This is a genomic window from Paraburkholderia sp. BL27I4N3 (genome assembly GCF_003386115.1).
In the GTDB taxonomy this organism is placed as follows: domain Bacteria; phylum Pseudomonadota; class Gammaproteobacteria; order Burkholderiales; family Burkholderiaceae; genus Paraburkholderia.
Window position 1 is genome coordinate 6,056,116 of the sequence record NZ_QREJ01000001.1, and the last position, 25,894, is coordinate 6,082,009.

Consider the following 25,894-nt stretch of genomic DNA (forward strand, 5'->3'; position numbering starts at 1 on the left):
CACTACGGACGTCGTCCAGGCAAGGAAAGAATCATGCGCACCTACCCGCGTAACAGCCCGCAAGCCGCAGCACGCATCGTCGCGCTGGCCCTCACTGCGGACGGCCACGTGTGCAGTTCGGAAGAGCGTGTGCTGCAGAGATTGAATATCGCCGGCGAACTCGGTCTCGCGCCCGCGCAATTCGAGCAGATCGTGCAGACGCTGTGCGAAGACCACTCGGTCGCGCATCTGTCGTTCGCGCCGCCGGTGGGCCGTCTCGACCCGACCATGCTCACGACCTTGATCGACGAGATCGACGAACCCACGTTGCGCCGCAAGGTCATTCGCCTGTGTGTCGCCGTGGCGGTCGCGGACGACTATCTGGCGGACGGCGAAATCGCCCTGCTCGCCGCCATGTTGAACGCGTGGGGACCCGACCTGACGCCGGCCGTCAACCGTCACGGACTGCCGTCGCGCGTCATGCGCGGTTATCAGCGCGCGCCGGCCACCACCTGAGAAGCGAGCCCGTGATGTTGCCCGCGACGCGATCGGATGGCGTGAATCTCCTCGATCACGCCATCGGCGCGGCCGAGCCACCGCAGGCCCCGCAGCAGCGTCAGATCTTCCGCGCCGAGTTCCGCGAGTGGAAACACGCCGAGTCCGCGCGCGGCGAACACCGCCATGAGCGCGCTGTCCTCGAATTCGCCGACGATGCGCGGCCGGATGCCCTGCGCGTCGAACCAACGGTCGAGCCGCGCGCGCAAGGCGGCGTGCCGGGTCGGCAGAAGCACGGGCACCTCCGCGAGACACTGCGGAAAGCCCGCGCGCGCGGATTTGCGGACGATCTCGGTCGGGCCATACCAGTCGACCGGCGAACCAGCCAGGCGCTGGCTCAGCACGCGCAGGTCGGCATTGTGCGGCGCCGGCCGGCAAGCGAGCACCAGATCGAGCCGATGCAGCGCGAGTTCGGACATCAGCTCCGCGTGCTCGCCCTCGTGACATAGAAGCCTGAGCGACGGCGTGCCGAGCACCGGCGCCAGCAGCGCGTGCGCCGCGAGCTTCGAAATGCCATCGGAAAGACCGACGGCGAGCCGTGCCACACCTTCTCCACCGGCATCGCGCATCTCGTCGAGGAGCGCCTCGCCAAGCTGAAAAATCTGCTCCGCGCGATTGAACGCGGTCTCGCCGGCTTCGGTCATCGTGACGCCCCGTCCCGCCGGTTTCAGCAATTGGCGCCCGATCGACTTCTCCAGTTCCCGCACCTGCGCACTGATGGTCTGCACGGCCATATCGAGACGTTCGGCCGCACGCGCGAAGCCGCCCTCTTTCACTACTATCCAGAAGTAATACAGATGCCGGTAATTGAGCATGGCGTGACACTTCGAAAAAAACGATATGTCGCTCAGAGTATCACTTGTTTATCCGAAGCCAGAAGATAGCGATCATGATCGCTAATCCAACGTCACCCGCATTCATCCGCTTACGGACACCATGGACACTCTGCTCACACTCGCTGCCGACCCCGCCGCATGGGCCGCGCTGCTCACGCTGGTCGTGATGGAAATCGTGCTCGGCATCGACAACCTGATCTTCATCTCGATCCTCAGCAACAAGCTGCCGGAAGCGCAACGCGCGCGCACGCAGCGCATCGGCATCATGCTCGCGCTCGTCATGCGGCTCGGCCTGCTCGGCACGGTCGCGTGGATCGCGCAATTGACCGCGCCGGCCATCACGCTATTCAGTCACGCGTTTTCGTGGCGCGACCTGATCCTGCTCGGCGGCGGCCTGTTCCTCGTCTGGAAGGCGACGCGCGAGATTCATCACCACGTGACGCATGCCGAGGAGCAACGCGACAAAGCGGGCAGCACCGTCCAGTTGACCGTGGCGGCCGCGATCGGCCAGATCCTGGTGCTCGATATGGTGTTCTCGGTCGACAGCATCATCACGGCTGTGGGCATGACCGAACACATGCCGATCATGTTCATCGCGGTGATCAGCGCGGTCCTCGCCATGCTGTTCGCAGCACGCCCGCTGTCACGTTTTATCGATCGCAATCCGACCATCGTCACGCTCGCGCTCAGCTTTCTGCTCGTGATCGGTATGACGCTGATTGCGGAAGGTTTCGGTTCGCATGTGCCCAAGGCTTACATCTACGTGGCAATGGCGTTCTCCGCGTTCGTCGAGGCGATGAACATGCTGGTGCGCCGCGCGAAATCGAAGCGCGCGCTCAGTAGCGGGCAATAAGCGAAAAGCGCGTGACGGTTTTCCCGGATCGGGAGTGTGCATTCGCCCGGTCCAGCATGCGATGTCTTTCTACTCTTGAGGAGCAACGCTATGAAATGCCCTGTTTGCAAGACCACCGACCTGCTGATGACCGAGCGCCGCTCAATCGAAGTCGACTACTGTCCCGACTGCCGGGGCGTGTGGCTCGATCGAGGCGAACTCGACAAGCTGATCGCGCAGGACGCGGCCCAACCCGACCCGCCGCCCGCCCCGCGCGCAAGCCACGACGGCCACCGGGAACGGGATCGTTCGTACGACAGCCACCGCGGTTACGACGATCATCGATCGGGTTATCGGACGCAGAAGAAAAAGCGCTCCCTTTTCGACGTCTTCGATTTCGACTGAGCGCCGTCAGCCGCGAGGGAAAACGCGCCGGGCACGTTCCGGCACATATCGCACTAACGTGCTTTGCCGCGAGCGCTCTTGCCGGCGTTGCCGGCGCGGGGCGCGTCTTTACCGGCGGGCGCGGCGCCGCCGTTTATCTGTTCCATCCACGACAAGGCATCGACGTAGGACAGAAACTGCTTGAGGTAGCCCGGCGACACTTCGCTCATCAGCGAGAGCGCCCGATGCACGAGGCTGCTCGAGTTGAGCGGGCCGGCGTTGCCCGGCACCTTTTCCAGCGACTGCCGCAGCTGCTTTTCCGTGCGGACCTTCGACCAGACGTCCCTGAAGTAATCGAGCGCGGGCATCTCGGGATATGAAGCGGCGCACGGCAAACCGCTCGCCGCGGGCACATGATCCTGACTCGCGATGTAGTCGACGAGGCTCTTCAGCGCTGCGTACGCGGGCTCGTTGGCGGCTTGCACAGCAGTGTCATCAGCCGAAGATGCGGCGGCGCGTTCGATGTGCCCGGCGTACGCGTCCAGTAGCCCGGACAGCCTTTCGTCCAGAATCCGCCGCGCTTCGCCGCTGTGACCGGCCGCGCGCCGTTCGAGCGCGTCGATGAAATGGAAGCGGACAGGATCGAGCCGATCGGCGCCGCGTTCGCGCCACGCGTCCAGCGTCGCACGGGCTCCGCGTGCCGGATCGTTATCGCCCGCGTTACTCACGAGGCTTTACCGTCGAGGTCGACGGCCGCGGCACCGGCGCAATTTCCACGCGACGGTTTTTGGCGCGGCCCTGCTCGTCCGTATTCGAGCTCACCGGTTGTCCGGAACCGAAGGCCGCCGCAAACAGCGACGACGCGGGCACGCCGTCGTCGATCAGCGCGCGCGTCACCGTCAGCGCGCGCTGCGCCGACAATTCCCAGTTGTCCGCGAAACGGCGGTTGCCTTCGCGCAAGCGCTGGTCGTCGGTAAAGCCGCTCACCATCAGGATTTCGTCGTTGGCGCCGAGATACGCGGACAGCGGCCCGGCCAGACTCTTCAGCAAATCCCGGCCTTGCGGCTGCAACTGATCGGAGTTCAGCGCGAACAGCACATTGCCGCTGATCCCGATGCGCCCATTCACCAGCGTCACGCGCCCAGCCGCGAGCGGACCCGCGAGCGCCTGCTCGAGCGTCTTGCGGCGCTGCGTTTCCAGTTGACGCTGCTTGACTTCCTGCTCCAGCTTGCTCGACAGCTCCAGTTGCACGCCGATCACGCCCACGAGGATCAGCACGAAGGCGCCGAGCAGCACCGACATCAGGTCGCCGAAAACCGGCCAGATCGGCGCGACCTGCTCCACGCCGCCGTCGATGTCCTCGCTCATGCCGCTTCAGCTCCCGCTGACGCACGCCGGGCGGCAAGCTGTTGCAGGTCTTCGACGATCTGCTTCTGCGACATCACGCTCAGATCGATGACTTCCCGCGCCTGCGCCACGTAGTACGCGAGTTGTTCGTCGCTGCGCGCGAGGGATTTGTCGAGCGCGGTTTCGATACGCTGCAGGTGCGTCACCAGCTTGTCGTTCGACTCGCCGAACACTTGCACGGCGGTGCCGAACGCGTCGCCGAGGCTCGCCACTTCGACGGCGCTGCCGGTGACTTGCGCGGCCACCAAACCCAGCTTGCCGGTTTCGAGTTCGATCTTGTCGGTGAAGCGCGTGCCCACGCGCTCCAGCAAATCCGCCGATGTCGCGACAAGCGCGTCGACGGCCGTGCGCTGCTCGGTGGACGCATGATTGACGGCGTCGAGCAGGGTTTCCAGCGTTTCCAGCAAGCGGCTGCGCTCCTGCAGCATCGCGGTATCGCGGACCATGCTGTCGGACAGCTTCTGACGCAATTCGGCGACGACTTCCGCCGCGGCCTTGGGCGCTTCCGAAGCCGCTTGAACGAGTTGGCCGATCTCGGCGATCGTCTCGCTGGCGTGGGCCTGTGTCTGGGCGGAGATGTCGCGCGCAGTTTGCGCCAGCGTTTCGCAAATTTCCTGCTGACGGCTCGCGGTGCGCTCACCCGCCTGTTCCCATTCCGCGCTCAAGGTCCTGGCCATCGCGCCGAGCGCTTCGGTCCAGGCGGCCAGACGCTGCTGGTCTCGCGAGGCCAGTTCGGCTTGCAGATTTGCCGCGGCCTTCGGCGCTTCGGCCGCGGCCTGCACGAGCCGGTCGATTTCGGCGATCGTATTGCTGGCGTGCGCCTGCGTTTGGGCCGAAATATCGCGTGCGGTTTGCGCCAGCGCCTCGCAGATTTCCTGCTGACGGTTCGCGGTTTGCGCGCCGGACTGCGCCCACTCCTTGCTCAACGTCGCCGCCATCGCGCCGAGCGTCTCGGTCCAGGCGGCCAGACGCTGCTGATCGCGCGAAGCCAGTTCGGCCTGCAGGTTCGCCGCCGCTTTCGGCGCTTCGGCCGCGGCCTCGACAAGCCTGTCGATCTCCGCGATCGTGTTGCTGGCGTGCGCTTGCGTCTGTGCCGAGATATCACGCGCGGTTTGCGCCAGCCTCTCGCAGATTTCCTGCTGACGGCTCGCGGTTTGCGCGCCCGACTGCTCCCACGCCTTGCTCAACGTCGCCGCCATCGCGCCGAGTGTTTCAGTCCAGGCGGCGAGCCGTTGTCCATCCTTCAAAGCCAATTCGGTCTGCAAGTCCGTGTGCGACTGACCCACGCCACGCAGCAGAGACGCCGCGTGCTGCTCGAAAGTCGCGGCGGCCGCCGCCAAGGCCTGCTGGTTGTTCGCCGCGAGCTTTTCGCCGACGCGCTCCTGACGCGCCAACGCCTCGTTCCAGGCCTTCGAAACGTTGCCCGCCGTGTTTTCCAGCCGCGCGGAAACGCCGTCGAGCAGACCGGCCGAGCGTTGCTCGAAAGCGTCGGTGAAGCGATCCAGCGAGGCGCGCAGATGCTGCGCCAGTTCCTCGCTCGAACGCTGATGTCCCGCCAATGCTTTGTTCCAGATATCCGCGACGGTCGTGGTGGTCGTCTCGAAGCCGCTCGACAGCCCGTCCAGTTGCCGCTGCACGGCGTGCGTAACGGTGTCGTGCAACGCGCTCGTCTCGCGCGCGAGGCCGGCCATCGTGGCTTGCATGACCGGCTGCAGCGCCGCGCCGGCGGCGCGCGTGCTGTCCGCCACGCTCTCCTTCAACGACTGCTCGACCGAACTCGCGAGGCGCGTATAAGCGGCCTCGGCCCTGCCGTGGAAGGCCTCCTGGCTGGCGATCTGCCGCTCGTTCAAGGCGAGGCTTTGCTGCTCGATGGCCGACACCATCGTCTGCAGACGGTCGACCAGCGTGGGCATCACCTCGGACTGGCGCTGCAGAAGCCTGAAGGCCTCCTCGCGCTGGTGACTCTGCGAGTAGATGCGCAGGGTCGTCGCGATCTTCACGTCGAGCATCTGCGCGGCCTGTAGGCGCTCACGCCGGCACAGCGCGGACAGCAGCCCGAGCATCGCGGAAGTCGCCACGCCCGCAATCGAGGTGCCGAACGCGAAGCCCAAACCCTTGACCGGCGCGGCGAGCGAAGCGCGGATCGCCTGCAGGTCGGTCGCGCTTTCCAGCGCCATGCCGGTGCCGCGCAAGGTCACCACCATGCCGAGCAACGTGCCCAGCATGCCCAGCAGCACCAGCAAGCCGACCAGGTAAGGCGTGAGTGCCGGACCCGGCAAGGCCACCCGCTCGCCCTCAACGCGCAGGCGCGCAGCGTGCCGCAGGCTCGGATGCAAGGGCTCGAGCCATGCACCGAGACTCGGCGGTGGCCCGGATAGCCCGGCGACCGCCTGCGTGAGCGTAGCGGTCGCCTGGTTGTAGCGGTGCAATTCGAGCGAACCCGCCAGATAGCACACGCCGATCAATAAGGTGACGGCCAGTGCCAGCGGGTTCGAACCGGCGTAGCCGGCGGCGATCCAGCACACAGCGGCCAGACCAGCCAAAAACACAACGAGATCAAAACGATATCTGGACATAGTGTCCCAGTTAGCTGGCGCGAAGGGCGGCGAGCAACCCTTCGACCGGTTGTAAACGAATATCCAGTTCGGCAAGCAACACGCTTTGCATGTCCTTGCGGAACACATTCAGCCATGCGCCGGCGGTGACCGCCGCTGCGTTGCTGGCTGCGTCGCCGGCGGCTTCGTCCGACACCTGGGCGGCGGCCAGCGTCACCTGCTCGGCCGCGCGCAAGCGCTCGAAGTGCCCGGCCAGCAGCGCGGGTATGGCGGCCAGCAGATTGCGCTCGCGCTCGCTCAGCGCGCGCTCCATTACCGCGTCCACCACGGCGAGCCGCGCCATGGCGGGTGTTCTGGTGGCCAGCATGCCCCGCAGGCGGCCGCGCAGATTGCCGATCGCCATTTCCATCGACTGCTGGATGGAGAGATAGCGTTGACGGAACACCGCGTAATCGGCCGCCGGATCGGCGGGCGCACTCTGCGACGACGCATGCGCGGACGCGCGTACGGGCCCGCGCCGCCTGTCGGCCGCGAACACGCTATCGCCCGTGATGGTCTTCGCCAGCGAACTGCGCGCGCGGACGTACTCCGACTCCTCCGCGCCGCCGAAGCCGCGCGCGCCGGCGGCAACGGCGGGCGGGTTGCCGTTCAGTACCGAGGACAGCGCAATGGCGTCGGTCCAGCCGAGCCATTGGCTGAGCCGGTCCGAGAGCGATTGCCTGGATTCGGGAACATCGACATCCGCGAGGCGTGCCAGTAAGCGAATGAGCGCCGGGCCGCTGAGGGCTGTGCGCTGGGGGGGTTGCGACATACCACCGGAGGCAAAAAAGTCGCCAGTTTACACGCTGTCGACGCCTGAGCGGCTGCAAGTCGATTCGCAGGCCGATTCGCAGGCCGTGCGCGAGGCGCATTTTACTTGAGCGGCGGGGTGCTCGAGCGTCGAACCCGCCGGCTCAGGTCGGATAAAGCGAACGACTCCATGTAAGATGAACGCCCGCCTCAACGCGCCCGTGGACGGCGCGGCGCGACCCGAACGTTTGTCGACTGGATCGCGGCACTCTTCGAACAAAGCGACCTTAAGCGAGGCCTATAAGCAGAATGAAATTCGATACCGTTGTGCTGGGAGCGGGCATTGTCGGCGTGTGCATTGCCGCGCAATTGCAGAAACGCGGGCGCCAGGTCGCGCTGGTCGATCGCAAGCTGCCCGGCAACGAGACCTCGTTCGGCAACGCCGGGTTGATCCAGCGCGAAGGCGTTTATCCCTATGCGTTCCCTCGCGGACTCGGCACGTTGCTGCGCTATGCGCGCAACCAATCGCCCGACGTTCGTTACCATGCCGACGCGATCCTCAAGACCGCGCCATTTCTCTGGCAATACTGGCGCAACTCTCATCCAACGCGGCACGCCGCCATTGCGAAATCGTACGCGACGCTGATCGAGCATTGCGTGAGCGAGCACCGCGCGCTCGCCGCCGAGGCCGGCGCGAGCGCGCTTTTACGCCCGATCGGCTGGATGAAAGTGTTCCGCACCGCAGCGGCTCATGACGCGGAAACCCGGCTCGCCGAACGGTGGCATCGCGAATATGAAGTCGAGTTCGAAGCGCTCGACGCCGCCCGCCTGCAACAGCTCGAACCCGATCTCGACAAGACCTTGCTGGGCGGCCTGCGCTATCCGGATTCCGATTCCGTGAGCGACCCGAACGCGCTCGTCACCGCCTACGCCAGATATTTCGAAGCGCTCGGCGGACGGTTTTTTATCGGCGATGCGGATACGCTGCGCGATGGCTGGCACGTCGACACGGAAGCGGGAACGATCTCCGCTTCATCCGCGGTCGTGGCGTTGGGGCCGTGGTCGGAGCGCGCGAGTACGCGCCTGGGTTACCGCTTGCCCCTCGCCGTCAAACGCGGCTATCACATGCACTACGCGCCGCAGGGCACGGCACGCCTGAATCATCCGGTGCTCGACGCGGAAGGCGGCTACCTGCTGGCGCCCATGGCACGCGGCATCCGCCTGACGACGGGCGCGGAAATCGCGGATCTAGAAGCGCCCAAAACGCCGGCGCAACTCGCCGCGGTCGAGCCGGTTGCCCGCACGCTGTTCCCCTTGGGCGAGCGTCTCGATGACGAACCCTGGATGGGCCGGCGTCCTTGTACAGCGGACATGCTGCCGATCATCGGGCCCGCGAAAAAACATCCGGGCTTGTGGTTCGCGTTCGGCCACGCGCATCACGGGCTGACGCTGGGTCCGATAACCGGCCGTCTGCTCGCTGAAATGATGACGGGCGAAGCAACGCTCGTGGACCCCCTGCCGTTCAGTGTCGAGCGATTCGCACGGCACGGATAACGCTTCGGGCCGCAATAAAAAAAACGCCGCGGACAAACAAGCTCCGCGGCGTTCCTCTACCTCGACATCAATCGTTCAGGCCGCGGCCACCACCCTACGCGGCGACAGAACCGACACGACAAAGCTCACGACGATATTGACCGTCAGTGCGATCAGCCCGATATACACCGGATAGACCGCATCGCCGAAATGCAGGGCGTACACCGGCTTGAGGCCTTGCGAAATCGCCAGCCCGGTTCCGAGCACGATCCCGGCCAGCCAGCCGAGGAACAGGCCCGGTGTATTCAAACGACGCGTGTACAACGAGAACACGATTGCCGGGAAGATCTGCAGAATCCACACGCCGCCCAGCAGTTGCAGGTCGATCGCGTACTGCGTCGGCAGGAACACGATGAACAGCAGCGCGCCGAACTTCACGACCAGCGAGACGATCTTCGCGGTGGAAGCCTCGCCTTCCGGCGAGATATTCGGCGAAACGAGCGGACGCCACAAATTGCGCGTGAACAGATTGGCCGCGCCGATCGACATGATCGCCGCGGGCACCAGCGCGCTGATCGCAATCGCCGCCGCCGCGAAGCCGACGAACCACGACGGGAACAGCGTGTTGAACAGCGCAGGCACCATGTCCGAGGCCGACTTCACATGCACGCCGGCCGCAATCGCCATATAGCCGAGCAACGCGATCAGACCGAGCAGCAGCGTATACGCCGGCAGGAAGATCGCATTCTTGCGCACCGTATTCGCCGACGAGGACGACAGCACCGCCGTCATCGTATGCGGATACATGAACGCCGCCAGCGCCGAGCCCAAAGCCAGCGACGCATACGCGGTGAATTGCGTCGGCTTCAGAATGATGCCGGTCGCGCCGCCCTTGGCCTTGAAATACGTATCGGCCGCGTCGAACACATGCGCATAGCCGCCGAGCTTGGCCGGAATCAGCCACACCGCCGCGATCACCACGATGTAGATCATGATGTCCTTGACGAACGCGATCATGGCCGGCGCGCGCAGGCCGCTGGCATACGTATACAACGCGAGGATCACGAAGGCGACGATCAGCGGCATTTCGCCGGTCACGCCGAGCCCCTTGATCACGACCTGCATGCCCACCAGTTGCAGCGCAATATATGGCATGGTCGCGACAATGCCGGTGATCGCGACAGCCGCCGGGAACCACTTGCCGCCGTATTCGCCCTGCACGTAGTCCGCTGCCGTGATGTGGTTCTTCGCGTGCGCGATCTTCCACAGTTTCGGCATCACGGCGAACACGAAGGGATAAACGATGATCGTGTACGGCAATGCAAAGAAGCCATACGCGCCGACCGAATAGACCAGCGCGGGCACGGCGATCACCGTATAGGCGGTATAGAAGTCGCCGCCCACGAGGAACCATGAAATGACCGTGCCGAACTGGCGGCCGCCCAGGCCCCACTCGTGCAATTGCGTCAGGTCGCCCCGTTTCCAGCGCGCGGCAAAGAAGCCGATCACGGTGACGAGAACGAAGAACGCGATAAAGACGGTCATCGCAACCGGATTCACAGGATTGACGTCGCTCATTTGACACCTCGGTACACGGCGTAAATCAGTAGCGAGGTCAACGGCACCCACAAGAACTGATACCAGTAGAAGAAAGGAAAGCCCGCGAACGACGGACGCGTGTCGTTATAAAACGGCAGCCACAGCAATGCGATATATGGGAGCAACAGGATCAGCCATAGCCATGAACGGCCGGCAGGTTGGGATGTCTCCACAATCATCTCCTAAGTCTATTATTGACACCACGCGCCACGACTTGTGGTCCGGCACGCGGAAACCGGTAGCGGGTATGAGCCGGCAAACCGGGGTGCTTATTACGCCGCGCGAGGCGCGCGACGATGGGCGTAGCCGCCTGCAAGGCGCACTATGCCGTGGGGATGTAGTATTCGCCTTCGTGAGCGTCCTCACAAGCGCGCAACTACGTAAGCCGGCTACGTAGTACTACGTAGCCGGTCAGCGGTCTTTTCAACCATGAAACTCAAAGCCAAGATTGTCCTGCTGGCGATCGTGCCCTTCCTGGCCGCCATCGCGAGCATCGAAGTGGGTGTGCAACGGCAGGCCACGGCGCTCGCCGAGACGCAACACGCGAGCACGCAGGCCGCCTACATGGCCAGCAAGGAGATCGAGCTCAAGCATTACGTCGAGCTCGCCACCACCGCGATCGAGCCGCTCTACGACGCCGGCCAGGACAATGCGCGCGACGACGCGACGCTGCGCGCACGCGCGCTCGACGTGCTGCAGAAAATGGACTTCGGCACGGACGGCTACTTCTTCGTCTACGACATGCACGGCCGTTCGTTGATGCATCCGCGCGAGCCGGACCTCGTCGGGCGCGACCTGTGGGAACTGCGCGATCCGCAAGGCACGCTGACCATTCAGCAACTGCTCGCCGCGGCCTCGCGAGGCGGCGGGTATGTACGCTATCTGTGGCATCGTCCGTCGACGGGCAAGGTGGCGTCGAAACTCGGCTACGTAGTGCCGCTGCAGCGCTGGGGCTGGATGATCGGCACCGGCATCTATCTCGACGACGTGGATAACACGCTCGCGCGTATCGACGAACGCGCGGCCGCCAATATCGATCGTACGATGAAATGGATCGACGCGATCGCCGTTGCCGGACTCGCCGTGATCGCACTGTGCGCGCTCGTGCTCAACGTCACCGAATATCGCAGCGCGGACGCCAAACTGAAACGGCTCGCGCAGCAGGTGGTGGAGTCGCAGGAAAACGAACGGGCGCGCCTGTCGCGCGAACTGCACGACGGCATCAGCCAGATGATGGTCTCCGTGAAGCTGCTGCTCGAATCCGCGTTGGCGCGCTTCGAGCGCAGCGAAGTGCGCGTGCCCGCGGCAGAGGCCGCACTCACCACCAGTCTCACGCGGCTTGGCGACACCTTGCGCGAAGTGCGGCGCATTTCTCACGCGCTGCGTCCGTCGATGCTGGACGATCTCGGCGTGGCGGCCGCGCTGGAACAACTCTCGCGCGAACTCAGCGAGCAGTCGGGCATCGAGATCGGCTTCACACAGATCGCGCACACGCACGCGGCGGCTTTGCCCGACGCCGTCAACACCGTGCTGTTCCGGATCGCCCAGGAAGCGTTGACGAATATCGTGCACCACGCGCACGCGTCGAGCGCGGCGCTCGCGCTGGAAATATCGAACGACGCGGTCACGCTGAATATCGCGGACAACGGGCGCGGTTTCGACGTGACGCATGTGTTCGTCGGCCGGCGCTCGGGTGTGGGTCTGCGCAACATGCGCGAGCGGCTCGAAGCGCTGGGCGGCACACTGTCGCTCAGCTCACAAGCCGGCCACACGCTCGTCACCGCGCGCGTGCCACTGGGATCGACCGAGCCGACATTGCCGGCCTTGCAGGAAACCTGACCATGAACGACGCCTCATCCGCTATCGCCCGTCTGATTCTCGTCGACGATCATCCGCTCGTGCGCGACGGTTTGCGCGCGCGGCTCGAAGCGGTGCGCCACCTCGAAGTGGTCGGCGAAGCGGGCAATGCGCACGAAGCGCTCGCCCTCGCCGCGAGCGCGGAACCGCATCTCGTACTGATGGATGTCGGCATGAACGGAATGAACGGCATCGCGCTGGCCGGCATGTTTCACGAGCGCTTCCCGGCGATTCGCGTGCTCATGCTGTCGATGCACGACAATCTCGAGTACGTGACGCAGGCCGTGCGCGCGGGCGCGAGCGGCTACGTGCTGAAGGACTCGCCGTCCACCGAAATCATCCAGGCCATTGGCGCGGTACTCGAAGGCAAACAGTTTTTCAGCGCGGGACTCGGCGCACGTCTGATTCAGGCTTCGGCCATGCAGTCGCCCGTCGAACGGCTCACGCCGCGCGAGCGCGACATTCTCGATGCGCTTGCCGAAGGGTTGTCGAGTAAGCAGATCGCCCAGCGCAACGATCTCTCCGTGCGCACGGTGGAAACGCATCGGCTGAATCTGAAACGCAAGCTCGATATTGAAGGCCAGGCCGAGTTGATCAAGTTCGCGGTCGAAAACCGGCGCACGAACCGTTGAAGACCTGACTGATGCGGATCGGCGATCGTCGCATAATCGGCGCTGCGTACACTCAACCACTGCTATCGTTCCGTCCACTCTACTCAACGCCCAACACATGGAGCTGATGAGGATGAAACGCACGATCCCATTGCGGCTGGCGAGTCTGCTGATCTGTTTCGCCGCAACTGCTATTCACGCCCATGCCGAACCGGCGCGTGTCAATCGCGGCCACGATCCGTTCTTTCAGATCTCCAAAGCAATCGGCGATTGTCCGGTGCCATTGGGGCCGCTCGAAACCGAAAAAGAATGGCTCGACGACAGCCATTACAGGATTGAACGCGGCAATAGTTGCTGGGTGGAAGGCCGCTGCCGTTTATCGAACGCCTATCTGTACGACGTGGAAATCGCCGAGGCCGTGCAGCGTCGCCTCACCAACATCAATTTCGCCACGCACTGGCGCGAACAGTCGACGCTCTGGCTGACGCTGCAACGCCGCTTCATTTACGTGGAAGGGTGCGTTGCGCCGGGCTTCGACAAGCGGACCTTCCTCACCGAACTCGCGAAAACCGCGGACGTCGAGCGGGTGATCGACGACACCGTCACCAATCCGCGCGCCGCACAACTCCCCTACAAAACGCTTGCGAATCCAGACAAGCCGGTGCTCGATCCGGGCAACTAGCCATCTGCGTTTGAAGGCTGATAGCGGCGCGCGGCTGATACGCGGTATCACGCTGCAACGCTATATCGGCAATCGAACAAAGCAACGCAGAAATCGAACTTTGGGCGTTCTGGCGTCATTGCTACCATCGGCGACCCGACATATCCGGTCCGCACAACAATGACAACGCAACGATCGCTGCGCCCTTCTTTTCGCCTTGGCATGATCGGCGCCGCCGTCGCCAGTCTCATCGCTCTCGCCTCCTGCGGCGACGACAATCTGCCAGGCCCGACGCCCACGCCCGTAGTCGCCCAGAAGCGCCCGAACATTCTGTACATCATGGCCGACGACCTCGGCTATTCCGACATCCACGCGTTCGGCGGCGAAATCAACACGCCCAATCTGGACGCGCTGGTGCAATCGGGCCGCATCCTGACGAATCACCATACGGGCACCGTCTGCGCGATCTCGCGTTCCATGCTGATCTCCGGCACCGATCATCATCTGGTCGGCGAAGGCACCATGGGTGTGCCGACCGACGAGCGCAAAGGACTGCCGGGCTATGAAGGCTATCTGAACGATCGTGCGCTCTCCGTTGCGCAACTGCTGAAGGACGGCGGTTATCACACGTACATGGCCGGCAAATGGCATATCGGCTCGGGCATTGTCGGCAGCACGACGGGCGGCGGACAAACGCCCGACCAATGGGGCTTCGAACATAGCTATGCATTGCTTGGTGGCGCCGCGACCAATCACTTCGCGCACGAACCCGCGAACTCCAGGAACTACACCGAAGACGGCAAATACGTGCAGCCCGGCCAGCCGGGACAACCGGGCGGTGCGGGTGGCAGCCCCGCAGTGTTCTATTCGACCGACTTTTATACCCAGCGTCTGATCTCGTACATCGATTCGAACAAGGGCGACGGCAAGCCGTTCTTCGCCTACGCGGCCTACACGTCGCCGCACTGGCCGCTGCAAGTACCCGAGCCTTATCTGCACAACTACGCCGGCAAATACGACGCCGGTTACGACGCGATCCGCAACGCGCGCATCGCGCGGCAAAAAGCGCTCGGCATCATTCCGAACGACTTCGTGCCGTACGGCGGCGCATCGGAAACGCTCGTCGCCACCGCGGCCACGGCGAACAACGGCACGGTGAACGCGAAGTACGTGAGCGCCGTGCATAGCGCGGCGCAAGGCTATACCGACTATGGCCCTGGCACGGTGAACAAGACGTGGGCGAGCCTCTCGCCCGCCGAGAAGAAAGCTCAGGCGCGATATATGGAAATCTACGCGGGCATGGTCGAGAATCTCGATCACAACATTGGCCTGCTGATCCAGCACCTGAAGGATATCGGCGAGTACGACAACACCTTCATCATGTTCCAGTCGGACAACGGCGCGGAAGGCTGGCCGATCGACTCCGGCGCCGACCCGACCGCGACCGACACCGCCAACGCCGCCGATCCGGTTTACTCCGCACTCGGCACCGACAACGGCAAGCAGAACGCACAACGTCTGCAATACGGTTTGCGCTGGGCCGAAGTCAGCGCCACACCGTTCCGTCTGACCAAGGGTTATTCGGGCGAAGGCGGCGTGTCCACGCCGTTGATCGTCCATCTGCCGGGTCAGACCACGCAGAAGCCGACGCTGCGCGACTTCACGCACGTCACCGACAATACCGCGACGTTCCTCGCCGTCGCACAGATCTCGCCGCCCACGCAGGCCGCGCCGCCGCTCATCAATACGCTCACCGGCGTCGATCAGAACAAGGGCAAGGTGGTCTACAACAACCGCTACGTGTATCCGGTCACCGGGCAGTCGCTGCTGCCGCTGTTGAACGATCAGGCGACGAGCGCGGTGCACACCGCGTCGTTCGGCGACGAAGCCTACGGCCGCGGCTATCTGCGCAGCGCCGACGGCCGCTGGAAAGCGTTGTGGACGGAACCGCCGCTCGGCCCCGTGGATGGTCACTGGCAACTGTTCGACATGAGCGCCGACCGTGGCGAAACGCAGGACGTATCGACGCAGAACCCTTCGGTGATCGACGGTCTCGTGCAGCAGTGGAACAACTATATGAGCAGCGTCGGCGGCGTGGAACCGTTGCGTCCGCACGGTTACTACTGAGCACGCAATGACCGTCAGATTCAGGTTGAAGAGCAACGCGGCGCCGTACAGCATCTACGCCGCGATCGCCACGGTCGCGTTCGCCGCCGCTTTTACCGCCGCGACGGCCGCTTCGGCGGTCTTTAGCGGCGTTGGCAAACAAGGCGCGTTCGATGAACTCAACACGTCGCGCCCGTTGGCCGCACTCGGCTCCGAGCAGCAATGCGAGCGCTACGCCGGCTTACCCTCGCGTTGGCGCGACGATCCGAAAGCCGGCATGGTGCATCTGCGTGGCGGCGACTTCGTATTCGGCAGCAAGCTCGGTTACGAAGACGAGCGTCCCGCCGGCGACGGCGAGACGCGCGTCGCCGGTTTCTGGATCGATCAGACCGATGTGACAAATGCGCAGTTCGCGGCGTTCGTGAAGGCGACGGGCTACGTCAGCGATTCGGAGCGCCAGGGCGGCGCCGTGGTGTTTCACACGCCGACACGCGATGAGATGAATGCGCGCGATCTCGCATGGTGGACATGGGTGAAAGGCGCCGCATGGAATCATCCGACCGGACCCGGCAGCACGCTCGAAGGCCGTCTGAATCAGCCCGTGACGATGGTCACGCAGGCCGACGCGCTCGCCTACGCGCGCTGGCTGGGCCGCGATCTGCCCACCGAGGCCGAGTGGGAATACGCGGGCAAAGCAGGCCGCGAAGGCGCGGACCTCGACACCGCGCCGCGCGACGAACACGGCAAGCCGAGCGCGAATTACTGGCAAGGCGTGTTCCCCGTGCTTAATACGAATGAGGACGGTCACGTCGGTCTCGCGCCCGTTGGCTGCTATGCCGCCAACGACTTCAAACTCTACGACATGATCGGCAATGCATGGGAGTGGACCAGGGATGTCTACACGGGTCCGCACCAGTCGCACACCAACGGCGACACCGCGGCGGTCGCGCCGCTCAGCCGCAAACACGACACGCCGATGGTCATCAAAGGCGGCTCGTTCCTATGCTCGCGCGACTATTGCGTGCGCTATCGGGCGGCGTCGCGCGAACAGCAGGAAGCGGATTTGCCCGCGTCGCATATCGGTTTTCGCACGGTGCTAAGGGACGCGTCATGAAGGCTCGGCGATTCGTGACGGCGGCGCTGCTGGTTGTCGCTTCAATGGTTCAGAACGTGCAGGCTGCAGCGCCGCAAGTCATCAAAGTGGGGGTGAGCGCGGGCGCGCATGCCGAGATCATGGACGAAGTGCGCCGCGTCGCGGCCAGTCGCGGCCTCACGCTCGATGTGGTCGTATTCGATCAGCCCGAGCGTATCGACGCCGCGCTGGCCGCGAAACAGATCGATGCGGCGAGCTTCGAAGACGAGCCACGCTTCGAAGCGCAGCGCAAACAGCACGGCTTTCCGTTGACGAGCGTCGCCACCACCGTGACGTTTCCGATCGCCTTGTACTCGCGCAAACTGACCAACCTCGGCCAGTTGCAACGCGGCGCGACGATCGCGATCCCCAACGACCGGGAAGGAACTGCACGCGCATTGATCCTGCTGCAGAATTTCACGCTGTTGACGTTCAGGGACACGGCGGGCTTGCATGCAACGCTTGCCGACATCACGAACAACCGGCTGAATCTGCAGATCCGCCAGGTGCCGCGCGCACGACTGTTCGACACATTGAACAGCGTAGCCTTCGCCGTGATCGATAGCGACGACGCGGCGCGCACGGGTCTTTACCCGGCGCGCGATAGCCTCGGTCTCGAAGATGCGCGCTCGCCCTATGCCAATGTGTTGACGGTGCGAGACACCGACCGCACTCAGCCGTGGGTTGCGCAACTGGTGGCCGCTTATCATTCGCACGACGTCGCGCATTTCATTCTGATGCGCTATCAGGACTCGGTGCGCCGGCCGTGGTGAACGCTTTCTCGTTCGCGTGCACGGCGTGCGGCAAATGCTGCAATAGTCCGCCGGCTATGGCACTACCCGAGTTGTTCCGGCATCGCGACCGGTTCATCGGCTGCCTCGCAATCGGCCGCGCGCCGCGCAGGCGCGTGGGTGAGCGGTTGCGCGTCGGCCAGCGTGAAGCCGTGCTCGACGAGGCCGATATCGCCGCCTTCGATTCGATTGCGGACAGGCTGCTCTATCGAACCGGCGACATCTTCAGCATCATGACGCAGGGCTACGATTACCCTTCGCTGGCACGCTGCCCCGCACTCGCTGACGACGGACGCTGCACCCTGCATCTGAACGACAAGCCGGTCACGTGCGAAGTGGTGCCACTTGATCCGCTCGTACCGGATACGTTGCAACATCTCTTGCTAGCTGGACGCAATCAGAGCGCCGCGTACCTCGGCACCGATTGCATTCAGGAAGGTGAGCGCGCGGACGCCGTATTAATGACCGCGGAAAGCGAGATAAAAGACGCGAATGCGACGGACGCTTTGGCGCGCCGCCGCCGCGCGCTCAACGTGCAAAATCGCTTCTTGGCACACCGCTGCCTGCCATGGAAGTGGAAAGCGGCGCGCCCCCTTCTCTATCACCTATCGAAGCCTATCTCTCTGGCGCGCATCGGTAATCAGAAGATTCGTCAGAGCTGCGAATCCAGCAGCGGGACAAACTTCTCGATCAGCTTTTCCGTAAACGGCCGATGCATCCATGCTTCGAGCGTGATCTGTTGCGACTTCTTTATATCGTCGGCGAAAACAGCGGTTTGCTGCCTGGCGAAGTCGCGGTCGTAGATGTTCAGATTGGCTTCGTCGTTGAGTTTGAACGAACGGCTATCGAAATTGGTCGAGCCGACTGAGACCAGGTATTCGTCCACCACCAGCAATTTGCAGTGAAACATGGTCGGCTGATACTCGTACATTTCCACGCCGGCTCTGAGCAGATCGCCCCAGCACGCACGCGATGCCTCCCGCACAGTATGCGTGTCGATCCGTTTTCCGGGCATGATGATCTGCACTTTCACGCCGCGTTTCGCCGCCTCGACGATCGCGTTAATGGTCAGCTTGTCGGGAACGAAATAGGCACTCGCCAGATGAATGGAGTGCGTCGCCGCCGTGATCGCCATCAGATACATTAACTGCATGTCGTCGCTGCCGCCCGAGGGCGAGCTGCTGAACATATGCGCGAGGCCGTCACCCATTGGCTCGACATCGGGAAAATAGGCTGGGCCGTGCAGCACATTGCCGGTTGCCTTGACCCAGTTGTCCATGAATACGGCCTGCATGTGGCCAACCACCGGACCCTCCACGCGGAAATGCGTATCGCGCCAATGCTTTTCATCCTGGGCGTGGCCGGTCCACTCCGGCGCAATACCCACACCGCCCGTAAAGCCGATATGGCCGTCGACCACCAGCAGCTTGCGGTGCGTGCGATCGTTCATGCGGCCCAGGCCGGTCCAATGGGGCTTGTGATACTGAATCACTTCCGCGCCGGCATCGCGAAGCATATCCAAATAGCGCTTATCCATTTTCGACGAGCCGACCCAGTCGAGCAGCACATGCACGGCGACGCCCTCGCGCGCTTTATCCGCGAGCGCCTGCGCAATCTGCTCGCCAATCTCGCCGGACCAATAGATAAAAGTTTCAAATGTAATCGTTCGACGTGCGGACCGGATGCCTTCCAGCATCGAAGGAAAAATGCGGTCGCCGTTCAGCAGCATCTCGAAGCGATTACCCGAAATGACCGGCGGCCCAAGCAGCAAACCCATTGAGCGAAGGAATTGCGGATCGTCGCTGGCGTAAAGGCGATCGATCTTATGCTCGATCTTCTTCTCGCCGCTCGATAAATTGGCAATCACCAGGATGATGACGAGCGTGACGAAAGCAGTAATCGGAATCGCCAGCATGCGTAGCCTCGATGCTAATCGGCGGGACGCGTCGCGTGCACGTCCTGCGGTTTGACGAACATTCCGGACCTCGGCCCGGCCTTTACGACGAACGCAGGACGCATTGCGCGTGCCCAATGCAGGCCCGCACCTTGCTACTCCATCTCATTACCTGACCAGTGAGAACGCTTCCCGGCTGGCTATTTCACCTGCGCCGTAGACACCGACCACCGTATAGTCCGACGCCACGCATTCGAATGTGGAGGCCTGAAAGGTGATGACGAAATGGCGCAGCGCGGGGCCTGTCGATGCCACCGCCGCAAGCTCGGTGGCCAGCGACGAATTCATGACTTCATGAACCGAATAGCCGGTGAGACCTTGCGAGGCGAGCGGGTGAATCTCGAGATCGGCGTCGCCCGGCGGACCCAGACGATGAAATACGGCGTCCGGAAATAGCACCGCGCAAAATGGATCGTCGTCGGGATCGAATGGTCCGAACCGCTCGAAGTCGGACTCCGCAATCGGATAAGAGAGAATGACCCGGCGGTCACTCGCGACGATAAAGGGTTCGGCGGCATCTTCTGCCGGATAAGGAACGGAGTCCAGCAGGACGACCTGGTCTTCCTGCTGGGTTGATTCAAGCGTACGGGTCATCTACTTTACGACTCGGTTGCGCTCATGCGCCAGCTGACGCCGGCGCTGCTGCGGGCGTAGCCGCGGCACTCGTCGCGACGGTTCTTTTGGCGGCGGCCTTGCGAACCGGTGCTTTCCTGGCTGCCTTGGCCACGACGCTCTTCTTCGCCGCGCCCTTCTTTGCTGCTACTTTTTTAGTTGCCGCAGTGGCTTTCTTTGCAACCGTCTTTTTGGCCGCGCCTGCTTTCTTTGCCACGACTTTTCGGGCTGCGGCTTTCTTGCTCACTACGCCGCTAGCTGCCGCCGATTTCACTTTGCCGGCCTTCTTCGCGGCTTTGTGACCCGCATCCGCCACAGTTGCCGAGGCGCTATCGATCAGGAATCTGGTGCGGTCCTTGACGGTGGCAAGCCATGCCGGTGCCGGGCCGCGGCCGCTCCAGGTTGCTCCTGTTTTCGGATTGATGTACTTGGGCGGTTGCGCACCTTTCGGCTGACCTTTGCTGCCTTTCGCCTGGGTGACAGCACTCTTCGCCGCCGACTTCAGTTCGCTCGCGCCTTCGATCAGGAACTGCGCGCGATCTTTCACGCCGGCAATCCAACCCGGCGCGCGGCCATGGCCCGTCCAGGTCGCACCGGTTTTATGGTCGCGGTACTTTGCCAATGACTTACCGGAGCTCACGGCTTTCGCCTTGCCACCGCCGTTCAAGCCTCTCGCGGCGCGCCGGGCTTTTGCCTTGGCTTCGATATCCGCGGTAGTCAGGCCATGCTTGAGCATCAGATCACGAATCTGGTCTACCGCGACTTGCGCTTTCCTGGCCAGAAGGACGTCAGCTTGCGCCTGAAGCTTTTTAAGCTTTGCCTGGATTTGCTCTAATGTGGGCATTTGATTGCTCCTTATGTGGTAATCGATCGAACTATGCCACGAATGACGCGAGAAAGGCAGATCGGCGTGGCTATAAAAACACGACTCTGAGTCGATCATGCATTCGGTGGAGTACGAACTTTTCGGGTTCTTTACTTCGTCGCCACACTTTTCCGGCTTTTTCCTTTGCCACTCTCCCTTCCCTTTTACTGTCTTTCCAATTCCTGAGCCGCCTTTCCAATTCCCGGCAGGCGATCGACGACGGCATTGTGTCGCACTGAAAGGCGGCCCCGTGCATCGCGGCAAGAGCCGCTTCTACTATAGGCAAGCATTAGGAGATTCAAAGGGCAGTAGTACATTTTTTATTGCCTGAGTACGTTCGCGCGTCCGCCCGCTCTTATAAAAACACTTTTTTCAGCCATGAAATGCGGGCTTCCCGAGAGGCAATGCGCTATCCGGCAGCGTCGTAACCCCGCGTTACCAATCTCGCAGCGCTGTTTCACCTGTGTCCGGACCGCCCTTCTACACTCCAAACCGTAACTCGACGCAAAGCTCTGGAAAACCCGCAAGGGTGAACCTGAGGCAATCGGAAGCACCGCACTTCGATATGCAAGGAGAAGGCAAATGAACAAGAAGATCATCGGCGCGGTATTCGGTCTGGCAGTGCTGGCGGCATCGTCGGCAGCCTCGGCACACGTGGATGTGGCGGTCGGAGTCGGTATTCCAGTCGGCGTGGTTGCACCGCCGCCGCCCGTTTATGTCGCGCGGGGCCCGGCCCCGGTGCCGGTTGTTTACGGCGGCTACGGCTACGGTGACTGGCATGCACGCGAATGGCGCGAACGTCGTGAATGGCGCGAACGCGAATGGCGCCGCGAGCACTGGCGCGAACATGAATGGCGTGAACGGCACTGGAATGGCTATTGAAATGACGCCGTATAGCACCATGTTAGAACCCCTCTTTAATTGCACGGTACTTTTCAGATGAAAGCTGGTTACATCAGAACCGCCCTCGCGGCGGTGGCGCTCACTTCGGCCGCGGTCGGCACGGCAAACGCGGCCGGCTGCATGAAGGGGGCAGTTGTAGGCGGAGTGGCGGGACACTACGCCGGACATCACGCGGTGGTCGGCGCGGTCGGCGGCTGTCTGGTCGGCCGGCATATGGCCAAAAAGCATGCGGAAGAACAGGCTGCGCAACGTCAGCAGGCCAGATTGCAATAACCCGGGTTCGGGGCGCTCGCGCCCCGTTCAGGCGATCCGCAATCCGTGCGTGGGCAGAATCTCCTGCGTGGTCACGAAGCGGTGCTGTTTGACCGCGTCGTGAAATAGACGGTAATCGCTTTTCTCAAAAGCGTTCGTCCACTCGGGCTTCTCGCCGGTATCGTCGCCGAACATCAACCCGGTGGCCATGTACTTCCAGGAGCCGGGACCTTTTGGCACATAGTCCGGAATCGACTCTTTCAAACCCGGAATGCCGCCCGCCTTCACGACGCGGCAAATGTGCCGCAAGCGATCGTTGTCGTCCTCGAGTCGGTTCGTATTGAGCAGATTCGTGAGCACGTCTGTCACATCGTCCGGCATGCCGGGCAGGTTCTCGAAGTCTTGCCGACCCCCCAGATAGGCACGCACCGCGCGGCACGCCATTTGGGCTGCCTGCACGAAATCCGGCAGATTGTGTCGCTGGACGAACTCGTTTCTACCGTCGATGTAATGCCATTTCGCCCACGGCTGGTCAGGATAGTGCAAGGCAGCACCGTGACCGACCGGCAGCGCAACGGTCAGCACATCCTCCTCCATGTGTTCGAGCAGGTGCTCGGTAGCGAGTCTGAGTTTGGCGAACCAGCCTTTGCGGGTGCAGTCCTGAGCTTCCAGCAGATGAACCCGATTCCACGGACTTTCGATCCCGGCAAACCCCTGATGCGCCCATGTATCGACATACGTGTGAAGCGTCACGCCCAGCCGATGCAGTCCCGTTTCGGTGTCCCGGCGCAGGATGGCGCGCCGCACCACCTCGCGCGCGACCGCGCTATCCGGCCGGCACACGGCCTTCTCGTGCAACGTCGAGCCTTCGGCCGCCGGCAGGAAATGAAAGGGCGTCCACACCAGGCGGTTCTTGTCGTCCTCCGTGGTGGCGTAATCGAACAACTTGTGGGCGGTGGCGAAGCGTTCGAACGTCTCGCCGCCCTTGAAGCGTAATATGCCCGCGGTCGTCGCATCGTCCACATATTGGCAGGCGTGCGCCACGGTGATCGCGTGGTCGGCCGGCATCCCCGCCACGCGGGCGGCAATATAGATGACACCGTAGTGAAAGTCGATATTCATGGCTGGCGCTCCTGAAGCGCGACGAATGACGACGGGGGGATTCTGGACTGCGCAGCGAGGGGGATGCCGTGTCGGCGCGTGAGTAGATAGTAGACGACCGAACGCACCAGGACTTTAAAAAAACGTTCGCCGCCCTGTTTCGGGCCGAGTCCGCTACGCGCGCGCGCCGCCAAATAGACTTGCAACAATCTTTCCGCTTTTATTATTTGCACTGTCCGGCAGCTCGGCTATGCTGTGTGCCATTGGAAACCATTCGTAATGCGAAAGGGCATAACCGGACCGCACCACTCTCCCGTCCAAACCTTCGGGCTCAGTACACGCTAACGCAAAGGACAATCCCCGTGAAACTCGACAAGTGGAAAGAAGGCGCCAGTCCGGAACGGCGCAAGCTGATACGCAGCAAGCTTCACGTCTTGCTGGCCACGATCGGCACCCTGGCGTCCGTGGTGGGCATCTGCGTGGCCATTAACGGCGGACTCGAATTCAATCGCACCAAAGTTTTCATCGGAGTCGGCATTACGGTCGTCTCCACGATCGTTTATATCTCGATGCTTTTCGCGCCGTCCGAGTGAAATCCGGCGTTCTCCAGTTGCGCAAAGACGCCGCTATCGAACGGGCAGTTGCGACAGGTGGGTAATGTTCAGGCGGCTATTCCAATGCGAGTTCAGATACTCGAGCGCCAGCCGCCGGTGGCAATGGTGAGGTAAATGTTCACTGCAAAGCAGGCATGCCGAGCGGAACAGATCGACGTCCAGATTGCTTTCCACCCGGCGCCTGGCGATCAGCTCGATGTAGGCCGCGGAGAACTCGCCCCACGTCAGTTCGTCGGCCTTGTAGCGCTTGAACAAGTCGGGCTCCGGAGCCAGCTCAGGCATTTCCTGGTAAGCAGCGCCGCACAACTTGTCGAGAAAGAAAGGCAGATCCTGTTTCTTCGCGAAACCGGCCAGCTGCGACGTGTTGCTCAGGCGAATGTCGAGCACCGTCCGCACCTCGGCGTTTTTCAGCAGATCGAAAAATTGCTGGGCCGTCTTGCCGGTAAATCCGATGCTGGCCACCTGTACGGGATTGTTTTCGCGCTTCATTGCGGGAGTACTTGGCAGTGGGCAGACGCAGTGCCCGGAAAAAGAAAAGCCCCGCTGCGAAATTCGGAGCGGGGCTCAGTCTCAGTTCACGTCGTGCTGCTTATTTGACGATGCCGACCAGTTCGACCTCGAAGGTCAGATCGCTATTCGGCGGAATCACGCCGACGCCGCGATCACCGTAAGCGGTCGCTGCCGGGCAGGTCAGTTTGGCCTTGCCGCCCACTTTCATCTTCTGCACGCCTTGCGTCCAGCACGGAATCACGCGATTCAGCGGGAACGTGGCCGGGCCACCGTGTTTCGCCGAGCTATCGAACTCAGTACCGTTCGCGAGCGTGCCGCGGTAGTTGACCTTCACGACATCTTCGGCAGCCGGTTGGGCTCCTGTGCCTTGCGTGAGGTGTTCGACCACGACGCCGGAAGGCAGTTTTTCGGTGGTGGGCGCGGCGGCCATTGCCGTCGAAGACAGAAGAGCAGCTGCGACCAATGCAACGATAGATTTCAAAGCGAGTCTCCAGATGGGTGGTGCGCCTCATTGTAACGGATCGCATGGGCCGCCTCGCTGCGCGCGCGAAAGTCCGCGAGCACTGTCTCGCGTTCGCGGACGTCGGCCAGCACGGCCGGATCGAGTAGCGCGGTAATCACGTCGGCACGCTCGCGGCTCGCTTCCACGATGACGTCGCCGGTCGGGCTCCAGATCGCGCTCGCACCGCACGCGGCCCAGCCGCCGGTGGTGCCGACATGATTCGACAGCAACGCGTAGACGGTATTGTCGAAGGCTCGTGCGGGAAACCAGATGCGCGACTGATGGTAGCCGGTCTGCACGCTGAAAAGTGCGCTCACCAGATACGCGTGCGCGCCATTGACCGCCGCATGCCGCGCATGCTCCGCAAAACCCGAGTCGTAGCACACGCCGAGTGCGAGGCGCCAGCCGTCGAGTTCGAGCATGCGGCCTTGCGTGCCCGGGCGATAGATCTTTGTCTCGCTGCTGTACAGGTATTGCTTGTGATACGAATCGAGTTGCGCGCCGGCACGGCTGAATACGAGCGAAGAGATATGCAGGCCGCCCTCGCCGCGCGTCGCCGCACCGACGATGACCGCGATTTCACGCTGCCGGCAGATGGCCCGGATCGGTTCGAGCCGCGCGTCGTGTGCATCGAATGCGTATTTCGCGGGATCGCCGGCGATCAGGTCGGGTTCGTAGCCGGTCAGGAATTTCTCGGGAAAAACCACCAGTTTTGCGCCGGCATCGGCAGCCAGAGCGGTCAATTCGACCGTTCTGGCGATGTTGGTCGCGACATCGCCGCACACCGGTTGCGCTTGCGCAGCCGCGATTCGCAATGAGGTTTGCGGCAGCAATGCCTGTGTGTGATTCAACGTGCGCTCCGTGATGAAAGGACTGTTGCGTTATGACCGCGCGCGTTCGACCTTGGATCGCGGCAGGCAATGCCCCGGCATTTAAACATGAGCGGCGCGCCAC

Annotated in this window: 27 protein-coding genes; 13 read left to right on the forward strand and 14 right to left on the reverse strand. The window is 62.9% G+C overall.

The window, feature by feature from the left end:
- The first annotated feature begins 33 nt into the window (after positions 1-33).
- Positions 34-495 carry a TerB family tellurite resistance protein gene (locus tag B0G71_RS27525; protein WP_116145744.1) on the forward strand — a complete coding sequence of 154 codons (462 nt, stop codon included), beginning with the start codon at positions 34-36 and terminating at the stop codon, positions 493-495.
- Here the strand turns inward: B0G71_RS27525 and B0G71_RS27530 are convergent.
- Complete coding sequence (locus tag B0G71_RS27530; protein WP_116145746.1) at positions 471-1,349, reverse strand: LysR family transcriptional regulator; 879 nt, start codon at positions 1,347-1,349, stop codon at positions 471-473. The two genes, B0G71_RS27525 and B0G71_RS27530, sit on opposite strands and share 25 nt — an antisense overlap.
- Positions 1,350-1,470: 121 nt before the next feature.
- Between B0G71_RS27530 and B0G71_RS27535 the strand changes: the two genes are divergently transcribed.
- Together B0G71_RS27535 and B0G71_RS27540 are read left to right on the forward strand one after the other, a co-directional pair.
- The gene (locus B0G71_RS27535) at positions 1,471-2,223 is read left to right on the forward strand and encodes a TerC family protein (RefSeq protein ID WP_116145747.1); all 753 of its coding nucleotides are present in this window, start codon (positions 1,471-1,473) and stop codon (positions 2,221-2,223) included.
- Between the two features lie 90 nt (positions 2,224-2,313).
- Entirely contained in the window at positions 2,314-2,607 is a 294-nt protein-coding gene (locus B0G71_RS27540) for a zf-TFIIB domain-containing protein (protein WP_116145749.1), read from the forward strand.
- 53 nt (positions 2,608-2,660) lie between these two features.
- Here the strand turns inward: B0G71_RS27540 and B0G71_RS27545 are convergent, their stop codons facing one another.
- Genes B0G71_RS27545 through B0G71_RS27560 form a run of 4 tightly spaced genes read right to left on the reverse strand, consistent with a single transcriptional unit; the run spans position 2,661 to position 7,359 of the window.
- Positions 2,661-3,314: a DUF2894 domain-containing protein gene (locus B0G71_RS27545; protein ID WP_116145751.1), complete on the reverse strand. Its 654-nt coding sequence runs from the start codon at positions 3,312-3,314 to the stop codon at positions 2,661-2,663.
- Positions 3,307-3,954 (reverse strand): OmpA family protein, encoded by a 648-nt coding sequence (locus tag B0G71_RS27550; RefSeq protein ID WP_116145752.1) that lies wholly within the window; start codon positions 3,952-3,954, stop codon positions 3,307-3,309. The genes B0G71_RS27545 and B0G71_RS27550 overlap by 8 nt, the downstream gene beginning before the upstream one ends.
- Entirely contained in the window at positions 3,951-6,569 is a 2,619-nt protein-coding gene (locus B0G71_RS27555) for a DUF802 domain-containing protein (RefSeq protein ID WP_116145754.1), read from the reverse strand. Before B0G71_RS27555 ends, B0G71_RS27550 begins: the two co-directional genes overlap by 4 nt.
- A 10-nt stretch (positions 6,570-6,579) precedes the next feature.
- Complete coding sequence (locus B0G71_RS27560) at positions 6,580-7,359, reverse strand: DUF3348 domain-containing protein (RefSeq protein ID WP_116145755.1); 780 nt, start codon at positions 7,357-7,359, stop codon at positions 6,580-6,582.
- Positions 7,360-7,646: 287 nt separating this feature from the next.
- Between B0G71_RS27560 and B0G71_RS27565 the strand changes: the two genes are divergently transcribed.
- Positions 7,647-8,891 carry an FAD-binding oxidoreductase gene (locus B0G71_RS27565; RefSeq protein WP_116145757.1) on the forward strand — a complete coding sequence of 415 codons (1,245 nt, stop codon included), beginning with the start codon at positions 7,647-7,649 and terminating at the stop codon, positions 8,889-8,891.
- Positions 8,892-8,966: 75 nt separating this feature from the next.
- Here the strand turns inward: B0G71_RS27565 and mctP are convergent, their stop codons facing one another.
- Positions 8,967-10,448, reverse strand: coding sequence for a monocarboxylate uptake permease MctP (gene mctP / locus B0G71_RS27570; RefSeq protein WP_116123312.1), 1,482 nt, complete (start codon positions 10,446-10,448; stop codon positions 8,967-8,969).
- Positions 10,445-10,642, reverse strand: a complete 198-nt coding sequence (locus B0G71_RS27575) for a DUF3311 domain-containing protein (RefSeq protein WP_012426370.1) — start codon at positions 10,640-10,642, stop codon at positions 10,445-10,447. Before B0G71_RS27575 ends, mctP begins: the two co-directional genes overlap by 4 nt.
- Before the next feature lie 256 nt (positions 10,643-10,898).
- Between B0G71_RS27575 and B0G71_RS27580 the strand changes: the two genes are divergently transcribed.
- The 6 genes from B0G71_RS27580 (at position 10,899) to B0G71_RS27605 (ending at position 17,609) form a co-directional block, all read left to right on the forward strand.
- A complete protein-coding gene (locus B0G71_RS27580; RefSeq protein ID WP_116145758.1) occupies positions 10,899-12,308 on the forward strand; it encodes a cache domain-containing protein in 1,410 nt (469 codons plus the stop codon).
- A gap of 2 nt (positions 12,309-12,310) precedes the next feature.
- Positions 12,311-12,958: a response regulator transcription factor gene (locus tag B0G71_RS27585; RefSeq protein ID WP_116145760.1), complete on the forward strand. Its 648-nt coding sequence runs from the start codon at positions 12,311-12,313 to the stop codon at positions 12,956-12,958.
- A 112-nt stretch (positions 12,959-13,070) separates the two neighbouring features.
- Entirely contained in the window at positions 13,071-13,619 is a 549-nt protein-coding gene (locus tag B0G71_RS27590) for a hypothetical protein (protein ID WP_116145761.1), read from the forward strand.
- Between the two features lie 159 nt (positions 13,620-13,778).
- Positions 13,779-15,725: an arylsulfatase gene (locus tag B0G71_RS27595; RefSeq protein ID WP_116145763.1), complete on the forward strand. Its 1,947-nt coding sequence runs from the start codon at positions 13,779-13,781 to the stop codon at positions 15,723-15,725.
- 7 nt (positions 15,726-15,732) lie between these two features.
- On the forward strand, positions 15,733-16,818 hold the full coding sequence (locus tag B0G71_RS27600; protein ID WP_116145765.1) for a formylglycine-generating enzyme family protein: 1,086 nt from the start codon (positions 15,733-15,735) through the stop codon (positions 16,816-16,818).
- Positions 16,815-17,609 carry a MetQ/NlpA family lipoprotein gene (locus tag B0G71_RS27605; RefSeq protein ID WP_116145766.1) on the forward strand — a complete coding sequence of 265 codons (795 nt, stop codon included), beginning with the start codon at positions 16,815-16,817 and terminating at the stop codon, positions 17,607-17,609. Before B0G71_RS27600 ends, B0G71_RS27605 begins: the two co-directional genes overlap by 4 nt.
- A 670-nt stretch (positions 17,610-18,279) precedes the next feature.
- Here B0G71_RS27605 and cls read toward each other — a convergent pair.
- The 3 genes from cls to B0G71_RS27625 form a co-directional block, all read right to left on the reverse strand.
- Entirely contained in the window at positions 18,280-19,542 is a 1,263-nt protein-coding gene (cls, locus tag B0G71_RS27615) for a cardiolipin synthase (RefSeq protein WP_116145768.1), read from the reverse strand.
- Positions 19,543-19,689: 147 nt separating this feature from the next.
- On the reverse strand, positions 19,690-20,175 hold the full coding sequence (locus B0G71_RS27620) for a hypothetical protein (RefSeq protein ID WP_116145770.1): 486 nt from the start codon (positions 20,173-20,175) through the stop codon (positions 19,690-19,692).
- Between the two features lie 22 nt (positions 20,176-20,197).
- On the reverse strand, positions 20,198-21,037 hold the full coding sequence (locus B0G71_RS27625) for an H-NS family nucleoid-associated regulatory protein (RefSeq protein ID WP_116123304.1): 840 nt from the start codon (positions 21,035-21,037) through the stop codon (positions 20,198-20,200).
- 603 nt (positions 21,038-21,640) lie between these two features.
- Here B0G71_RS27625 and B0G71_RS27630 point away from each other — a divergent pair.
- Both B0G71_RS27630 and B0G71_RS27635 read left to right on the forward strand, forming a co-directional pair.
- Complete coding sequence (locus B0G71_RS27630) at positions 21,641-21,940, forward strand: hypothetical protein (RefSeq protein WP_116145771.1); 300 nt, start codon at positions 21,641-21,643, stop codon at positions 21,938-21,940.
- A gap of 57 nt (positions 21,941-21,997) precedes the next feature.
- Positions 21,998-22,234 carry a hypothetical protein gene (locus tag B0G71_RS27635; RefSeq protein WP_106277119.1) on the forward strand — a complete coding sequence of 79 codons (237 nt, stop codon included), beginning with the start codon at positions 21,998-22,000 and terminating at the stop codon, positions 22,232-22,234.
- 27 nt (positions 22,235-22,261) lie between these two features.
- Here B0G71_RS27635 and B0G71_RS27640 read toward each other — a convergent pair whose 3' ends face one another.
- A complete protein-coding gene (locus B0G71_RS27640) occupies positions 22,262-23,335 on the reverse strand; it encodes a DUF6765 family protein (RefSeq protein WP_116145773.1) in 1,074 nt (357 codons plus the stop codon).
- Between the two features lie 341 nt (positions 23,336-23,676).
- On the opposite strand from B0G71_RS27640, the gene B0G71_RS27645 reads away from it, so the two are divergent.
- Positions 23,677-23,907 (forward strand): DUF2964 family protein, encoded by a 231-nt coding sequence (locus tag B0G71_RS27645; RefSeq protein ID WP_106277115.1) that lies wholly within the window; start codon positions 23,677-23,679, stop codon positions 23,905-23,907.
- A gap of 33 nt (positions 23,908-23,940) precedes the next feature.
- Here B0G71_RS27645 and B0G71_RS27650 read toward each other — a convergent pair whose 3' ends face one another.
- The 3 genes from B0G71_RS27650 to B0G71_RS27660 form a co-directional block, all read right to left on the reverse strand.
- Positions 23,941-24,417: a DUF488 family protein gene (locus B0G71_RS27650; protein ID WP_116145774.1), complete on the reverse strand. Its 477-nt coding sequence runs from the start codon at positions 24,415-24,417 to the stop codon at positions 23,941-23,943.
- Positions 24,418-24,517: 100 nt separating this feature from the next.
- Complete coding sequence (locus B0G71_RS27655; RefSeq protein WP_041759096.1) at positions 24,518-24,919, reverse strand: FKBP-type peptidyl-prolyl cis-trans isomerase; 402 nt, start codon at positions 24,917-24,919, stop codon at positions 24,518-24,520.
- Positions 24,916-25,791, reverse strand: a complete 876-nt coding sequence (locus B0G71_RS27660; RefSeq protein WP_116145776.1) for a carbon-nitrogen hydrolase family protein — start codon at positions 25,789-25,791, stop codon at positions 24,916-24,918. The genes B0G71_RS27655 and B0G71_RS27660 overlap by 4 nt, the downstream gene beginning before the upstream one ends.
- Positions 25,792-25,894 lie beyond the last annotated feature (103 nt).

Coding starts and splice junctions, on each gene's coding strand:
- B0G71_RS27595 (WP_116145763.1), top strand. CDS start 13,779: ATGACAACGCAACGATCGCTGCGCCCTTCTTTTCGCCTTGGCATGATC.
- B0G71_RS27525 (WP_116145744.1), top strand. CDS start 34: ATGCGCACCTACCCGCGTAACAGCCCGCAAGCCGCAGCACGCATCGTC.
- B0G71_RS27630 (WP_116145771.1), top strand. CDS start 21,641: ATGAACAAGAAGATCATCGGCGCGGTATTCGGTCTGGCAGTGCTGGCG.
- mctP (WP_116123312.1), bottom strand. CDS start 10,448: ATGAGCGACGTCAATCCTGTGAATCCGGTTGCGATGACCGTCTTTATC.
- B0G71_RS27605 (WP_116145766.1), top strand. CDS start 16,815: ATGAAGGCTCGGCGATTCGTGACGGCGGCGCTGCTGGTTGTCGCTTCA.
- cls (WP_116145768.1), bottom strand. CDS start 19,542: ATGCTGGCGATTCCGATTACTGCTTTCGTCACGCTCGTCATCATCCTG.
- B0G71_RS27565 (WP_116145757.1), top strand. CDS start 7,647: ATGAAATTCGATACCGTTGTGCTGGGAGCGGGCATTGTCGGCGTGTGC.
- B0G71_RS27555 (WP_116145754.1), bottom strand. CDS start 6,569: ATGTCCAGATATCGTTTTGATCTCGTTGTGTTTTTGGCTGGTCTGGCC.
- B0G71_RS27650 (WP_116145774.1), bottom strand. CDS start 24,417: ATGAAGCGCGAAAACAATCCCGTACAGGTGGCCAGCATCGGATTTACC.
- B0G71_RS27590 (WP_116145761.1), top strand. CDS start 13,071: ATGAAACGCACGATCCCATTGCGGCTGGCGAGTCTGCTGATCTGTTTC.
- B0G71_RS27530 (WP_116145746.1), bottom strand. CDS start 1,349: ATGCTCAATTACCGGCATCTGTATTACTTCTGGATAGTAGTGAAAGAG.
- B0G71_RS27550 (WP_116145752.1), bottom strand. CDS start 3,954: ATGAGCGAGGACATCGACGGCGGCGTGGAGCAGGTCGCGCCGATCTGG.
- B0G71_RS27580 (WP_116145758.1), top strand. CDS start 10,899: ATGAAACTCAAAGCCAAGATTGTCCTGCTGGCGATCGTGCCCTTCCTG.
- B0G71_RS27620 (WP_116145770.1), bottom strand. CDS start 20,175: ATGACCCGTACGCTTGAATCAACCCAGCAGGAAGACCAGGTCGTCCTG.
- B0G71_RS27540 (WP_116145749.1), top strand. CDS start 2,314: ATGAAATGCCCTGTTTGCAAGACCACCGACCTGCTGATGACCGAGCGC.
- B0G71_RS27635 (WP_106277119.1), top strand. CDS start 21,998: ATGAAAGCTGGTTACATCAGAACCGCCCTCGCGGCGGTGGCGCTCACT.
- B0G71_RS27600 (WP_116145765.1), top strand. CDS start 15,733: ATGACCGTCAGATTCAGGTTGAAGAGCAACGCGGCGCCGTACAGCATC.
- B0G71_RS27625 (WP_116123304.1), bottom strand. CDS start 21,037: ATGCCCACATTAGAGCAAATCCAGGCAAAGCTTAAAAAGCTTCAGGCG.
- B0G71_RS27535 (WP_116145747.1), top strand. CDS start 1,471: ATGGACACTCTGCTCACACTCGCTGCCGACCCCGCCGCATGGGCCGCG.
- B0G71_RS27560 (WP_116145755.1), bottom strand. CDS start 7,359: ATGTCGCAACCCCCCCAGCGCACAGCCCTCAGCGGCCCGGCGCTCATT.
- B0G71_RS27640 (WP_116145773.1), bottom strand. CDS start 23,335: ATGAATATCGACTTTCACTACGGTGTCATCTATATTGCCGCCCGCGTG.
- B0G71_RS27585 (WP_116145760.1), top strand. CDS start 12,311: ATGAACGACGCCTCATCCGCTATCGCCCGTCTGATTCTCGTCGACGAT.